This is a genomic window from Georgenia sp. 311 (genome assembly GCF_006151955.1).
In the GTDB taxonomy this organism is placed as follows: Bacteria; Actinomycetota; Actinomycetes; order Actinomycetales; family Actinomycetaceae; genus Oceanitalea; species Oceanitalea wutianyii.
The window spans coordinates 64,185-79,416 of record NZ_VDFS01000014.1 but is presented as its reverse complement, the minus strand read 5'-3'; the positions used below and the strand labels follow the sequence as shown (position 1 = coordinate 79,416).

The 15,232-nt window shown below is 73.2% G+C and carries 8 protein-coding genes and 1 riboswitch; all 8 genes read right to left on the bottom strand.

Annotated features, from left to right (window positions below; all coding sequences use genetic code 11):
* The coding region (gene ggt / locus FHE66_RS01730) for a gamma-glutamyltransferase (RefSeq protein WP_255303569.1) at positions 1-2,461 on the bottom strand (2,461 nt) is incomplete at its 3' end.
* Between the two features lie 107 nt (positions 2,462-2,568).
* A complete protein-coding gene (locus FHE66_RS01725; protein ID WP_176554602.1) occupies positions 2,569-3,750 on the bottom strand; it encodes an MFS transporter in 1,182 nt (393 codons plus the stop codon).
* 13 nt (positions 3,751-3,763) lie between these two features.
* On the bottom strand, positions 3,764-4,639 hold the full coding sequence (locus FHE66_RS01720; protein WP_139071265.1) for a bifunctional methylenetetrahydrofolate dehydrogenase/methenyltetrahydrofolate cyclohydrolase: 876 nt from the start codon (positions 4,637-4,639) through the stop codon (positions 3,764-3,766).
* Positions 4,636-5,934 (bottom strand): serine hydroxymethyltransferase, encoded by a 1,299-nt coding sequence (gene glyA, locus FHE66_RS01715; protein ID WP_139071264.1) that lies wholly within the window; start codon positions 5,932-5,934, stop codon positions 4,636-4,638. Before glyA ends, FHE66_RS01720 begins: the two co-directional genes overlap by 4 nt.
* A gap of 50 nt (positions 5,935-5,984) precedes the next feature.
* Positions 5,985-6,073, bottom strand: a riboswitch (ZMP/ZTP riboswitch).
* Positions 6,074-6,110: 37 nt separating this feature from the next.
* Entirely contained in the window at positions 6,111-6,599 is a 489-nt protein-coding gene (locus FHE66_RS01710; RefSeq protein WP_139071263.1) for a GNAT family N-acetyltransferase, read from the bottom strand.
* A 514-nt stretch (positions 6,600-7,113) separates the two neighbouring features.
* Positions 7,114-7,971, bottom strand: coding sequence for a formyltetrahydrofolate deformylase (gene purU, locus FHE66_RS01705; protein WP_139071262.1), 858 nt, complete (start codon positions 7,969-7,971; stop codon positions 7,114-7,116).
* 110 nt (positions 7,972-8,081) lie between these two features.
* Complete coding sequence (gene pulA, locus FHE66_RS01700; RefSeq protein ID WP_139071261.1) at positions 8,082-14,099, bottom strand: pullulanase-type alpha-1,6-glucosidase; 6,018 nt, start codon at positions 14,097-14,099, stop codon at positions 8,082-8,084.
* 346 nt (positions 14,100-14,445) lie between these two features.
* Positions 14,446-15,232: AIM24 family protein (locus tag FHE66_RS01695; RefSeq protein ID WP_255303568.1), on the bottom strand; the 787-nt coding region annotated here is incomplete at its 5' end.

Here is a 15,232-nt window from a genome sequence, read left to right as displayed (position 1 = left end):
CGTCCCAGTCCCCGACGAGGACCTCGTCGGTCGCCCGGCCGTAGGCGACGACCCGCTCCGCGGGCCCGCCGGTGAGCGTGTCGCGCAGGTGGTAGGCGGCACCCCGGCGCACTGCCAGGGTGTCGCGTCCGTCGCCGTCCCAGTCCCCGACGAGGACGACGTCACCCGGCCGGCCGTAGCGGAGCACGACGTCGGCGGGCCCGGACGTCAGCGAGCTCCGCACGTGGACCTCCGCCCCGCGGCGGACCGCGACGCCGTCGCGACCGTCGCCCTCCCAGTCCCCGACGAGCACCTCGTCGCCGGCGCGACCGTAGTGGAGCACGACGTCGGCCGGGCCACCGCTGAGCGAGTTGCGCACGTGGACGGCCGTGCCCCGGCGCACCGCGAGGGTGTCGGTCCCGTTGCCGTCCCAGTCCCCCACGAGCACCTCGTCCCCCGGGCGGCCGTAGACGACCTCCCGGGTGGCCGCGCCCGGGCGCAGCGCGTCGTTGATGAAGAACGTCGCGCCGCGCCGGACGGCGATCGTGTCGTCGCCGTCCCCGTCCCAGTCACCGATGAGCACCTCGTCGGTGGACCGGCCGTAGACGAACGCGGCGTCGGCCTGGCCGCCGCGCCAGGTGTTGGTGAGGAAGAACCCGTAGGGCGGCTCGGCGGGCCGCGGCGGGCCGGCCGGGCGCACGACGACCGCGCTGCCGCCCCGGGCCCGGAGCGGCTCGGCGGCCGCCTGCACCCGCCCGTCGGGCAGGAAGGCGACGCCGGTGACGTTGCCGAGGTAGCCGACGGCGTCGAGCTGGTGGCCGCGGGCGCGCAGCGCGTCCCCGAGCGCCGTGTCGCGGATGCCCGGCTCGGCCTGGGAGCCCGGGCCGTTGCGGCTGGACAGCCGCGGCGCGGCGATGGCCTCGGGCAGGGACATGCCGAGGTCGAGGTGGTTGACCGCCACCTGGAGGACGGTCGTGATGATCGTCGCCCCGCCCGGCGACCCGAAGGCTGCGACCGGTGCGCCGGCGGCGTCCAGGACGATCGTCGGGCTCATGCTGCTGCGCGGGCGCTTGCCACCCTCCGGGGCGTTCGCCGGGTGGTCGGGGTCCGGCTCGAAGTCGGTGAGCTCGTTGTTGAGGAGGAAGCCGTAGCCGGGCACCGCGATGCCCGAGCCACCGATCGCCTCGATGGTGAACGTGTAGCTGACGACGTTGCCCCACCTGTCGGCCACCGTGAGGTGCGTCGTCGAGCCGGTGTCCTCGGCGGTGGCGGACTCCACGGCCGCGGCACCCTCGCCGTCGTCGTAGGGCCACGGGTCGCCGGGGCCGACCGGCCGGGCGAGCGCGCTCTGCCCGATGAGCTCGCGGCGCTCGTCGGCGAAGCCCTGGGAGAGCAGGCCGGTGACGGGCACGTCGAGGAACGCCTCGTCCCCGACGTAGGCGTTACGGTCGGCGAAGGACACCGCGGAGGACTCCGCGAGGAGGTGGAGCACCTCGTCGGGGTCCATGTCCGCGAGGTCGTAGCCCTCGAGGATGTTGAGCGCCTCCCCGACCGTCGTCCCGCCGCTGGACGGCGGGCCCATGCCGAACACCTGGAAGCCGCGGTAGTCGACCCGGGTGGGGTCCTGGTCCAGGGCCTCGTACCCGGCGAGGTCGGCGAGGGTCATCGCGCCCTCCCGGACCGTGCGCTCGGCGCCGTCGACGACGGGCGGGGCGGTGTTCGTCGCGACGATCGCCTCGGCGAGCGGCCCCTCGTAGAAGGCGTCCGGCCCCTCCTCCATGAGCAGCCGGTAGGTCTCGGCGAGCTGCGGGTTGGCGAAGGTCGTGCCCGCGCGCGGCGCCTCGCCGTCGACGAGGAACGTCTCGCTCGAGGACGTGAAGTCGCGGAAGATCTCGAGGTTCTCCTCGGTGCGGGCCTGGTACTCCGCGTCGACGACGAAGCCTTGCTCGGCGACCTCCTGGGCGTCGGCGAGGACCTCGGACAGCGGCAGCGTGCCGTACTCGGCCAGGGCGTGCTCCCAGCCGCGCACGACGCCGGGCACCCCCTGGGAGAGCCCGGAGACGCGCCGCTCGTCGAACGGGATGGGCGCGCCGTCCTCGAGGAAGACGTCGGGCTCCATCGCGGCCCACGCCTCCTCGCGGGAGTCGATCGTCCGCACCTCCCCCGTGTCGGCCTGGTAGAGGACCATGAAGCCGCCACCGCCGATGCTCCCGTCGTAGGGCCGGGTGACGCCGAGCATCGCCGCCGTCGCGACCGCGGCGTCGACGGCGTTTCCCCCGCGACGCAGGATCTCCCGGCCGGCCTGCGAGGCGTAGGGGTCGAGCGAGGCGACGGCGCCGTCGTAGCCGGTCGCTGTGGGCTGCTTGTCGGGCGGCTCCACCGCGGCCTGCGCCACCGGCGCGGAGGCCACCGCGAGGGCGAGGGCCGGCAGGAGCACCGCGGTGGTCCGCCAGGGTCGTCTGGGCGTGTGGGACATCGTCATCCCCCGTGAAGGTCGCGGACCCGGGACGGCTTCCCGGTCGTCCTTTCCGCGAACGCTACTGACGCCCGCCCTGCCCGGGAACCCTGCGAAGGGAGGGCTGAGGCTCCTCAGCGACCCATGACGAGGCCGGGGCGGGCCGCCCGCAGGACGAGGACGAGCTGGGCCACTCCCAGCGCCCCGACGAGAAGAAGGACGAGGTCCCAGGAGAACGTGCCGCCCACCCAGCCGGCGAGCAGCGGCCCGCACGCGGCGATCGCGTACCCGACCGTCTGCGCCATCGAGGAGAGCTGGGCGGTGTGCCCGGCGTGGGCGGTCCGTAGCCCGAGGAGGCTGAGCGCGAGGACGAGCGAGCTGCCCGTGCCGACGGCCGCGAGCGCCACCCACGCCAGCGCGAGCCCGGGTGCCAGCGCGAGGCCGGCCATCGCGGCCACGATGCACAGGCTGATCACCACGCCCGTGCCGCGCAGGTCGCTGCGGCCGCGCATGTGGGTGCTGAGGACGAGCCCGGCGAGCATCCCGACGAGCTGGAGGACGAACAGGTGCCACCCGGCCGCCCGCGCGTCCAGGCCGAGGGAGACCTCGACGGTCGGCAGCCAGGTGGCGAGGGTGAAGAACACCGCGGACTGCAGCCCCATGAACGCGCTCACCGCCCAGGCGCTCGGGCTGCGCCACATCGTCACCGCCCGGACGGGTGCGCCGTCGCGCGGCGCGGCGACGGGCAGGGGTGCCGGGCTGCGGGCCGCGCGCACCACCCACAGCAGGGCGACGGGCGCGACGAGGGCGGCGAGCGCGCCGAGCGGCAGGCGCCAGCCGCCGCCCCACGCGTCGGAGACGGGGACTGCCAGCCCCGAGGCGGTCGCCGCCGTCACCGTCATGACCGCGGTGAAGCAGGCGGTGAGGAGGACGATCGCCCCGGGGTGGTCGCGCTTGATGACCGCCGGGGCCAGCACGTTGCCCGCCGCGGCCGCGGTGCCGATGAGCGCGGTGCCCACCCACAGAGCCCCGGCGAGGGGCAGCGAGCGCAGCACGACGGCCCCGGCGAGGACGACGAGCGCGAGCGCGAGCACCCGTTCCAACCCGTAGCGCTGCGCCGGCCGGTGGACGAGCGCCGAGCCGACGCCGAACCCGATGACCGGCAGCGCCCCGAGCAGCCCGAGGGCGCTCGCCCCGAGCCCGGTCTCCTCCCCGACCCGCTCGAGGAGCGGGCCGACGGAGGTCACCGGCGCGCGCAGGCACGCCGCGAGCAGGAGGACCGCGAGGACCGTCCCGGCGACGCGGCGCCCCCGCACGGACGCCACTGGCTCAGGCCTGCTCGGCGGCGTCCACGACGTTGGCCAGCAGCATGGCGCGGGTCATCGGCCCGACCCCGCCCGGGTTCGGCGAGAGCCACCCCGCGACCTCGGCGACGCCGTCGGCGACGTCCCCGCGCAGGCGGGCCTTGCCCGTCTCCGGGTCGACGACGCGGCTGACGCCGACGTCGAGCACCGCGGCGCCCGGGCGCACCATGTCGGGCGTGATGATCCCCGGGACCCCGGCCGCCGCGACGACGACGTCGGCCCCCCGCACGTGGCCCGCGAGGTCGCGGGTGCCCGTGTGGGTGAGGGTGACGGTCGCGTCGACGTCCTTGCGGGTGAGGAGCAGGCCGATGCTGCGCCCGACCGTCGTCCCGCGCCCGACGACGACGACGTTCGCGCCGTGCAGGTCCACCCCGTGCCGGTCGAGCAGCTCGATGACCCCGCGTGGGGTGCACGGCAGCGGGCTGGTCACCGGCTCCCTGACGCGCAGCACGAGGCGCCCGAGGTTCGTCGGGTGCAGGCCGTCGGCGTCCTTGTCCGGGTCGATCCGCTCGAGGACGGCGTTGGTGTCCACGCCCGCCGGCAGCGGGAGCTGGACGATGTAGCCGGTGCAGGCCGGGTCGGCGTTGAGCCGGTCGACCGCGGCGAGGATCTCCTCCTGCGTCGCGGTGCCGGGCAGGTCGACGCGGATCGACTCGATGCCGACCTCGGCGCAGTCCCGGTGCTTGCCGGCGACGTAGCTGCGCGAGCCCGGGTCGTCGCCCACGAGGACGGTGCCCAGCCCGGGCACGACACCGCGCTCGCGCAGGGCGGCGACGCGGGTGGTGAGCTCGGACTTGATCTGGGCCGCGGTGGCCTTGCCGTCCAGGACGCGGGCCGTCACTGCTGCAGGCCCTCGTACAGCGGGAACGCGTCGGTCAGCGCCTTGACGCGGGTGCGCAGCGACGTGAGGTCCGCCGCGGTGCCGTCGGTGAGCGTCGTGGCGATGATGTCGGCGACCTCGGTGAACTCGGCCGCGCCGAAGCCACGGGTGGCGAGCGCCGGCGTGCCGATCCGCAGGCCGGAGGTCACCCGCGGCGGGCGCGGGTCGAAGGGCACCGCGTTGCGGTTGACGGTGATGCCCGCGGAGTGGAGGAGGTCCTCGGCCTGCTGTCCGTCGAGCGTCGAGTTCCGCAGGTCGACGAGGACGAGGTGGACGTCCGTGCCGCCGGTGAGGACGGAGACGCCCGCCTCGCGGACCGCGGGCTCCAGGAGCCGCTCGGCGATGATCTGCGCGCCCTCGAGGGTGCGGCGCTGCCGGTCGGCGAACTCCTCGCCCGCGGCGACCTTGAGCGCCACGGCCTTGGCGGCGATGACGTGCATGAGCGGGCCGCCCTGCTGGCCCGGGAAGACGGCGGAGTCGAGCTTCTTGCCCAGCGCCTCGGCGTCGCGGGACAGGATCATGCCCGAGCGGGGGCCACCGAGGGTCTTGTGGATGGTCGTGGAGACGACGTCGGAGTGCGGCACCGGGTTGGGGTGCAGGCCCGCCGCGACGAGCCCGGCGAAGTGGGCCATGTCGGTCCACAGGTAGGCGCCGACCTCGTCGGCGATCGCGCGGAAGGCCGCGAAGTCGAGGTGGCGGGGGTAGGCCGACCATCCGGCGATGATGACCTTGGGCCGCTCGGCGAGCGCCTGCTCGCGGACCTGGTCCATGTCGATGCGGTGGGTCTGCTCGTCGACGCCGTAGGCGGCGATGTCGTACAGGCGGCCGGAGAAGTTGATCTTCATGCCGTGGGTGAGGTGGCCGCCGTGGGGCAGCGACAGACCGAGCACCTTGTCCCCGGGGCGCGCGATCGCGTGGAGGACGGCGGCGTTGGCGGTGGCCCCCGAGTGGGGCTGCACGTTGGCGTAGTCCGCCCCGAAGAGGGACTTCGCGCGCTCGATCGCGAGGTTCTCGGCGATGTCGACCTGCTCGCAGCCGCCGTAGTACCGCTTGCCGGGGTACCCCTCGGCGTACTTGTTCGTCAGCACGGACCCCTGCGCCTGGAGCACGGCGCGCGGCACGAAGTTCTCGCTCGCGATCATCTCCAGCGTCTCGCGCTGGCGGGTGAGCTCACCGTCGAGGACGGCGGCGATCTCGGGGTCGAGCTCGGCGAGGGCCTGGTCGGCGACCGGGCGCGTCTCGGTGGGCTGGCTCATCGTTCCTCCGCAATTTCACTGGGTGCGCGCGGGAGCGCGCCTAGCCGGTGACCCTCGGCCCAGGCGGGCGACCTGAGGTCTGCGTGGTGCGTCGCTCCCCGGTGGTGATCCACCTGTGGCGCCAGTCGCGACAAGGGCCAACCCTATCGCGTCACCCGCCCGGGAACGGGCACGGCTCAGTCCGCGGGACCGTCCTCGCCGAGGATCCGGCGCAGGTAGGCGTAGGTGAGGTCACCGGTGTGCTGGTCGTACTGGTGCTCGTAGCCGTGCTTGGCGTACATCGACAGGTTCTGCTTGGAGTCCTGGCCGGTGAAGACCCAGACCTCCTTGGTCTGCTCGGGCAGGTACTCCAGGACCGCCATGAGGAGCTGGGTACCCAGCCCCTGCCCCTGCAGGTCCGGGACGACGGCGAGACGCCCGAGGTTCGCGCGCTCGTCCTCGAGCTCGACGCGGATCGAGCCGACGAGCCGGGTGCCGGCCCACGCCCCGAGGGTGACGACATCGGCCCGCGCGAGGTCGGCGCGCAGCTCCGGGAGCGTCTGGGTGAGGGCGGGGATGTTGGGGTCGCCGTAGAGCTGGGCCTCGGTGACGAAGGCCGCACGGCGCACCGTGAGCAGCTCACCGGCGGCGTCGTCGTCGACCACATCGATGCGAACGTCGTCCATGTGGCCATCCTGTCATCCACGCCCCTCCCCCCGCGCCCACGTCCACCGGCGGTTCGCCCCTGTCTTTCCCCGTCCTGTCCCCCGCGACAGCCGACTTCCGCGCGACAGCCGACTTCCGCACGACAGCCGACTTCCGCACGACAGCCGACTTCCGCACGACAGCCGACTTCCGCACGAGAGCCGACTTCCGCACGAGAGCCGACTTCCGTGCGCGGCAGTCGGGATCCGGTCCGGCGCATGCCGAAGTCGCACATCTCGATCACCGTCCCGCTGATGTTTCGGACGACCGGCGACGGTTGTGTGCGACTTCGGCCGAGCCATGCTCGGAACTCCGCTCTCGCTCGGAACTCCGCTCTCGCGACAAACTCCGCTCTCGCACGGAACTCCACTCTCGCGACAAAGTCGGCTCTCGGGCGGAACTCCGCTCTCGGCGAGGGGGGGTTGGGGTGCGGGCGTGCGGGGGCGCTGGGGTGGGTGCGGTGCGGTGCGGGGCGGTGCGGTGGAGTGCGGCTCGTCAGCGGAAGACGACGGTGCGGCCGCCGTCGCGCAGGACGCGGTGCTCGGCGTGCCAGCGCACGGCGCGCGCGAGCACGCGGCGCTCGACGTCCTCACCGAGGGCGACCATCTCCTGCTCGTCGTCGCTGTGGTCCACCCGCTCGACGTCCTGCTCGATGATCGGCCCCTCGTCGAGGTCCGCCGTCACGTAGTGAGCCGTCGCGCCGATGAGCTTGACGCCGCGGTCGTGCGCCTGGGCGTAGGGACGTGCGCCCTTGAAGCTCGGCAGGAAGGAGTGGTGGATGTTGATGACCCGGCCCTCGAGGCGGCGGCACAGGTCGTCGGAGAGCACCTGCATGTAGCGGGCGAGGACGACGAGCTCGACGTCGTACTGCTCGACGAGCTCGAGCAGACGCGCCTCGGCGGCCGCCTTGGTCTCCCTGGTCACCGGGACGTGGTGGAAGGGGTAGCCGTAGAACCTCGCGAGGTCCTCGAGCACCGTGTGGTTGGACACGACGCCGACGACGTCGATCGGCAGCCGCTCCCCCCGCTGGCGGTAGGCGAGGTCGCTGAGGCAGTGCCCGGCCTTGGACACGAGGATGAGCGTGCGCATGGGACGACCGACGACGTCGAGCTTCCACTCCATGTCGAAGCGGGCGGCGAGCTCGCCGAGGGCCTGCTCGAGCGCGTCGCGCGGCGCTGCGGTCTGCACCTGGACGCGCATGAAGAACAGCCCGGTCGACGGGTCACCGAACTGCTGGGACTCGGTGATGTTCCCGCCGTGCTCGGCGAGGAGCCCGGCGACGGCACTGACGATGCCGGGCCGGTCGGGGCACGAGAGGGACAGGACGAGGTGGAGGTCGCCGTCGGTGTTCACCCGCCCGAGGCTAGCCCAACCGCGGCGCCCGGTCCGACCCGTCCACCGGCGCGGACGCGCCGCGAGGACGGCCCCGCCGGGTGAGCGGCGGGACCGTCCTCGCGTGGGCGTCAGCCGAGCAGGCGGCGGCGGGTGACGAGCACCGCACCGGCGAGCAGGAGGAGCATCGCGACCGCGACCGGGACCGCGACGCTCACGCCGGTCCGGGGCAGCGCCCCCGGCCCCTGCCCGGCACCGGGACGGTCCGCCCCGTCGGACCCGCTGCCGGGACCGCCGTCGCCCGGACCGCCGTCGCCCGGACCACCGGTCGGGTCATCGGTCGGGTCACCGCCGTCCGCCGGCGGGTCGGTCGGGTCACCCGGGTCACCCGGGTCACCCGGGTCACCGGGCGTCGGCTCGACCTGCTCCTGCGGCTCGACGAGCACGGCGACGGTCCGGGCCGGCACGGTCACCGTCCCGCTCGCGGCGTCCCACGTCGTCGTGCGCACGACGTCGTCGGCGCCCTCGACCTGCACCGGCGAGAGCGCGAGCTCCCGCCCGGCGAACCCGTCGACCTGCTCGGTCACGGGCTCCGGGGAGGCGTTGAAGACCGTGAGGACGGCGTCGAGCGCCGGGTCGACGTCCTGCGCGCCGGCGGTGTCGTCGACCGCCATGACGAGCAGTCCGGGCGTCGCGTCCGGGCCCGACCCGGGGAAGGTCACCTTCTCGTGGATGAGCTCGGCCGAGCCGAGGCGGAACAGGTCGGTGGAGAAGCGCAGCTCGAGGAGGTCCTGGGCCATCGCCGCGGACTGCTCGATGTCCGTCGGTGCCGGGCGCAGCGCCGGGTCGGCGAGCAGCGGCGCCATGACGTCCCACGCCTCGCCGTTGTCGTCCGCCGGCGGCAGGCCGACGCCGAAGTTGTTCGTCTGCATCGACCAGTCGACCCGGTTGAAGTGGTCCCCGGAGTTGTAGCTGTTGCGGTCCAGCGACTTCGACCGGAGCAGATCGGTACCTGCGTGCCAGAACGACGGCGTCTGGGACAGTGCCGTCGTCGCGAGCGACAGCGTGTTCATCCGCACCCGGTCCGCCATCGACGTGGCGACCGGGAGCTTGAGCACGAGGTTGTCGAACAGCGTCTCGTTGTCGTGCGCGTCGACGTAGGTGACGACCTCGTCCGGCTGCGTGGCGTAGCCCGCGGGCTGGCCGTTGTAGTCGAGCTCGGCGCCGGTCTGCTCCTCACCGGCGGAGGTGAGGAAGGAGTAGTCGGCGAGGTTGCCGGCCAGCCCGAGCCGCACGAGGTCGGTCTGGTGGGCCAGGCGCGCGGCCTGCTCCTCCGGCGTGCCCTCGGCGACGGCGTTGGGGTCGGTGAAGGACCCGGAGCCGAAGCCCTGGACGGTGCGCTGGTCCTCGTCGAAGGGCCCGCCGCCGCGCACGGCGTCGCGCAGCCGGTCGGAGAACGTCCCGATGCCGGTGCCCCCGAGCTGGCCCTGGGTGGCCTGCTCGAAGCGGGCGTTCCCGGCGACCTCACCGAAGTCCCAGCCCTCGCCGTAGACGTAGATCGACTCCCCGTCCACGCCGTCGTCCTCGAGGGTCAGCGAGTCGAGCGCGTCGCGGACGGCGAGCATGTTGTCGCGCGAGTGGTGGCCCATGAGGTCGAAGCGGAACCCGTCGACGCCGTAGTCCCGTGCCCAGGTGAGCACGGAGTCGACCATGAGCTTCTCCGCCATCTCGTGCTCGGTGGCGACGTTCTGGCAGCAGGTCGAGGTCTCGACGTTCCCGACGGCGTTGAGCCGGTGGTAGTACCCGGGTACCACTCGGTCGAGGACGGACTGCTCGTCCTGACCGGAGGAGTTCGTGTGGTTGTAGACCTTGTCGACGACGACCTGGAGGCCGGCGTCGTGCAGGCCGCCCACCATGGCGCGGAACTCCGCGGTGCGGTTCCCGCCGTCGCGCTCGGTGGCGTAGGAGCCCTCCGGGGTGGAGAAGTGCCACGGGTCGTAGCCCCAGTTGAACCCGTCGAGGTCGCGCGCCGCGGAGAGGGCCGCCTGCTGGTCCGGCGAGGCCGGCCCGGCGTCGGGCACGACCGGCTCGGTGCGCGCCGCCGGGTCCTCCTCGATCGTCGCGATGTCGAAGGTCGGCAGGAGGTGGACGGTGTTCATGCCCGCCTCGGCCAGCGCCCGCAGGTGCTGCATGCCCGCGGTCTCGGGCTGGGTGAAGGCGCGGTAGGTGCCGCGCAGCTCCTGCGGGACGGTCTCGTCGGTGATCGAGAAGTCCCGCACGTGGAGCTCGTAGATCGTCCGGTCGACCGGGCGCTCGACGACGGGCCGCGGGGTGCCGGTCCACAGCTCCGGCGCCCAGCGCGGGTCGTCGAGGTCGACGAGCACCGAGTGGGTGGAGTTCTCGGTGAGCCCGACGGCGTACGGGTCGGTGACCTCGTTGGTCACGACCTCCCCGGCGGCGGGCGCGTAGACGGTGACGGCGAAGCGGTAGGCGGCGTCCTCCCAGCCGGGCTCGCCGGTGACGGTCCACGTGCCGTCGTCCTCGCGGGTCATCGGCAGGACCTCGGGGTCGCCGGCGGCGGCGGACGTCCCCGCGGGCTCGGTCCACAGCTGGAGCTCGACGTCCTGGGCGGTCGGCGCCCACAGCGCGAGGGTCGGAACGCCGTCGTCGGACCAGTCCACCCCGAGGGTGCGGCCCGCGGCGGCGTCGGCGTAGAGGTCGTCGAGCACGCCGGGGACCTGGACGCCGGTGAACGCGCTGGTGACGACGCCCTCGGTCTGCAGGACCTGCACCTGGCCGGTGAGGACCTGCTCGACCTGCTCGGTGGTGAGACCTTCGACCCGGAGGGCGAGGTGCCCGGCGAGGTGCGGGAACCGCTCGGCCAGCGCGTCGGGCAGACCCTCCCCCACGAGGGTGAGCGGGGCGGAGCCGTCGGCCCCGGTGACCGCGCCGTCGACGACCTCCAGGCCGCCCGCGGCGGCGTGGTGGAGCGACCACTCGAGCTCGGCGGGGTCTGTCCCGGCCGGGAGCAGCGAGGTGGGCCAGGCGATGGTCGTCTCGTCGAGCCAGTGGGCGGCGAGCTGGCCGGTCCCGGCCAGCGGCGGGTCCTCGACGGTGATGGTGAGGACGTGCGTCGCGACGTCGTAGCTGAACGAGACGAGCTTGCCGGCCGCGGCGCTGAACGGGATGTTCGCCCCGTCGAGCACGCCGCCCACGCCGTAGTTCTCCGACCAGGTGCGCCCGTGCGCGACCTTGACCTCGTAGCTGCCGGTGGCCAGGTCGGTGGTCGACCACTCGTAGGTGCCGTCGCCGTCGGGGTCGGTCATCCACGTCGCGAGGCACTCGGGCTGCCAGTCGGCGGGGCAGCCGACCTGGCTCTGGAAGCTGCCCGGCAGGGTGATGATCGGCCCGTCGGCGGTGCTCGAGAAGTAGTGGCTCACCGGGTCGTAGACGAAGGTGACCGGGCCGCCGGCGTGGGTGTAGGTGGCGTTGTCGCCCCCGGGCACGCCGCCCACGCCGTAGTTGACCTCCCACGAGCCGCCGACGGCGACCTTGTACTCGTAGCTACCGGCCGGGATGTCGAAGGTGCCGGTGTAGACGCCGTCCGGACCGAGCGTGAGCGCGGCGGCGGCGCAGTCGGGCTGCCAGTCGCCCGGGCACCCCATCGCGGCGTTGTGGCTGCCGGGGACGGTGACGAGGTCGCTGGGCGGCGCCTCGGGACCTGTCGTGCCGTCGACGGCCTGGCCCACGGACCCGACCGTCGAGGCGGCGACCCGGTGGCCGGCGGCGTCGACCGACACCGCGCGGTACTCCACGAGCGTGCCGGTCGGCAGGTCCGTGACGTCGTGGAAGACGCGCGGGGCGTCGCCCTCGGCGGTGCCGAGCGGCGTCCAGTCCTCGCTGCCGACGAGCCGGTAGGCGAAGGAGGTCTCGGCCCACACGTCGTCGGCGACGTCCGCGGTGACCGGCGCGACGCCGTCGAGGCGTCCGCCCTGGGCGGGCGTGAGCGTCATCGTCCCGGGCTCGGCGGGTGCACCGACCGTCGCGTCGGCGACGAGGACGACGGCGTCGAGCGCGGGCACGGTGAGCGTCACGGCGCCGGTCTCGTCCGCCGTCACGGGGCCGTGCCCGCCGTACAGCGAGGTGTAGCCGGCGCCCGGGGTGAGGGTGGTGAAGGTGACGGTCGCGTCCGTCGCCTGGTTGTTGAGGGCGACGACGTGCTCGACCTTCTCCGTGCGGTCCACGCGGGCGAAGGCGTAGACGCCGTCGGCCGCGTGCAGCTCGACCTGCGCGCCGGTGGCGAGCGCCGGGGTGGCCGAGCGCAGCTCGGCGAGGTCGGAGATGTGCGCGTAGAGCGGGACGTCGGTGGCGAAGCGGTCCTCGGCCCCGATCGGGTAGCCGTGGAGCGTCCGCTCGTCCTGGTACTGCTGTACCTGGCTGGCGAACAGCGACTGGCGGGAGTCCTTGTCGCCGCCCTGGCCGACGAAGCCCTGCTCGTCGCCGTAGTAGACGACCGGCTGGCCGCGGGTGAGGTACATGAGGGAGTGGGCGAGCAGCGAGCGGTCGAGCTCGTCGCCGGAGCCCTGGAGGAAGTAGCCGACGCGGCCCATGTCGTGGTTGCCGAGGAAGGTCGGCAGGTCGTGGGCGCTCGTCGTCGGAGTCGTGTAGTACGCGTCGGCGGCGAACAGGCTCGACAGGCCGGCGGGGGTGAGCCCCTTGGCGTAGTTGACGGCGGCGGACTGGTAGGCGAAGTCGAGCACGCCGTTCATGTCGGTGTCGCGCACGTACGGGGAGAGCAGGCGCGCGTCGGCGTCGTAGACCTCGCCGAACATGAAGAACTCGTCCCTGCCCTGGGCGCGGGCGTAGTCGAGGACCTCGGTGGTCCACTCCTCCCAGAACTCGATGTTCACGTGCTTGGCGGTGTCGATGCGGAAGCCGTCGATGCCGAGGTCGACCCAGTCCTGGTACACCTCGACGAAGCCCTCGACGACCGTGGGGTGCTCGGTCATGAGGTCGTCGAGCCCGACGAAGTCGCCGTAGGTCACCGACTCCCCGGACCACGTCGAGTCACCGCGGTTGTGGTAGAGCGTGACGTCGTTGAGCCACGCCGGGACCTTGACGTCGGCCTGCGCCGGGTCGACCACCGGGGTGTAGGGGAAGGAGGTCGCGGCGTCGAGCGCCGGGAAGGTGCCGGTCCCCGCGTGGTCGCCCGGGTCGAACGCCTCGCCGGCGGCGTCCCGGTAGGGGGAGGTCGCCATGTCGACGTAGGAGTACTGCCCCTCGGCGTAGTCGATGATGTCGGCGGTGTGGTTGGTGATGATGTCGAAGTACACCTTGATGCCGCGGGCGTGCGCGTCGGCGATGAGCGCCTCGAGCTCGGCGTTCGTGCCGAGGTGCGGGTCGATCTGGGTGAAGTCGGTGATCCAGTAGCCGTGGTAGCCGGCCGAGGCGTCGGCACCCTCGCCCTGCACCGGGTTGTTCTTGAACGACGGCGTGAGCCAGATCGCCGTCGTCCCCAGGCCCTCGATGTAGTCGAGGTTCTCGTGGAGGCCGGCGAGGTCACCACCGTGGTAGAAGCCCTTGTCGGCGGGGTCGAAGCCGTGGTCGAGGCGGCTGCCCGCGATGCCGCCGGTGTTGTTGGCCGGGTCGCCGTCGGCGAACCGGTCGGTCATGACGAAGTAGAACTGCTCGTCGGCGCCGGGCTGACGCACCGGCTCCGCGACGAGGGCGGCGTCGGCCTCGGTGTAGCCCTCGTCCAGGTCGAGGACCTCGAGGGAGAGGAGACCCTCGGTGTGGTCGAAGGTGAGGCGCAGGTCCGTCTCGCCGGCCAGACGCAGGGCGTAGTTCGTCTCCCCGCCGTCGACGCCGTACGCCTCGTCCCACGAGCCGCCGACGGCGACCTTGTACTCCCAGCTCCCGGCCGGGACGGTGAGGTCCGCCGAGTAGCGACCGGCCTCGCCGGTGGGCGCGAGGGCGGTGTCGGCACAGTCGGGAGCCCAGTCGGCGGGGCAGCCGAGCTCCGACTGCAGGTCCCCGGCGATGACGACGAGTGCGTCCTCGGCCGCGGCCGGGATGGTGAGAGCGGCGAGCCCCGAGGCCAACAAGCTCGCGGTAGCGAGTGTGGCGACGGCAGCGGATCTCGCGGACATGGGACTCCTTCGTCTCCAGCAGTGGGGTGCCCGCAGCGTAGCCGCGCCTGAAACAACTGTGCAACGCTTACGGCAGATTTCACGGCAGGTGGTCGCGCGGGAACGCCCGGCCGGGCGCGCGGAACTCGGCTCTCGCGCGGAACTCGGCTCTCGCGCGGAACTCGGCTCTCGCGCGAAAGTCGGCTGTCGCGCGCAAGTCGGCTCTCGCGCGAAAGTCCGCTGTCGCGCGCAAGTCGGCTCCCGCGCGGAAGTCGGCTGTCGCGCGCAAGTCGGCTCTCGCGCGCAACTCGGCTCTCGCGCGGAAGTCGGCTCTCGCGGGAGTGGGTGGCGGTGGTGGGAGTGGGGGTCAGTCGCCGAAGAGGCTGGTGAGGCCCCCGCCGCTGCTCTTCGTCCGGTTCTCCTGGTGCCCGCCGGTGACCACCGTCTCGCTCGGCTGGACGAGCACGTAGCCCTGACCGCCGAAGGCCATCTGGAAGGTCTCCCCCGTCCCGCCCCGGACGAGGGACTTCAGGCCGCCGGTGTCGATCCGCACGTCCATCCGCACGCCCGAGGTCCACAGCACCACCGCCTGGGCGTCGGCGCAGGTCGGGGCGCTCGCGACGTCGAGCGCCACGGGCTCGCCCTGCGTCGTCACGGCGACGTAGCCCGTGCCGCGCAGCGAGACGTTGTACAGGCCTCCGGTCATCGCGGCGCCGCGGGCCTGGATCCGCTGGATGTCCCACTCGATCGAGGAGGAGAACGCGAGGATGCTGGCGCCGTTGACCGAGAGCTGGTCGTTCTCGAGGTAGAGGAGCTGGACGTCGGCGGCGCCGTCGGCGAGGAAGAGCTCCCCCTGCCCCGTGCACTCCATCATGCTCACGCCCTCGCCGGTCACCGCCGACTTCACCATGCGGCCCAGGCCGCCGGAGCCCTTGTTCTGGAAGCGCACGTCACCCTGGTAGGCGACCATCGAGCCGGTCTTGGCCCACACCGGCCCGAAGCCCATCTGCACCTTGAGGAGCTTCTTGTTCTGGAGGGTGAACGGGTCCGGGGCGGTCGTCTCCCGGAAGTCGGTGAACAACGTCCCGTGGACGGGCATGGCGGTGCTCCTGTCGGCTCGTGGGCCGGCCCGCAGCGGCCGACGGGAGGAGGCT

Excerpts from the sequence above, each read along its gene's own strand:
- glyA (WP_139071264.1), bottom strand. The coding sequence starts at position 5,934 with ATGAGCCAGCCCACCGAGACGCGCCCGGTCGCCGACCAGGCCCTCGCC.
- FHE66_RS01710 (WP_139071263.1), bottom strand. The coding sequence starts at position 6,599 with ATGGACGACGTTCGCATCGATGTGGTCGACGACGACGCCGCCGGTGAG.
- pulA (WP_139071261.1), bottom strand. The coding sequence starts at position 14,099 with ATGTCCGCGAGATCCGCTGCCGTCGCCACACTCGCTACCGCGAGCTTG.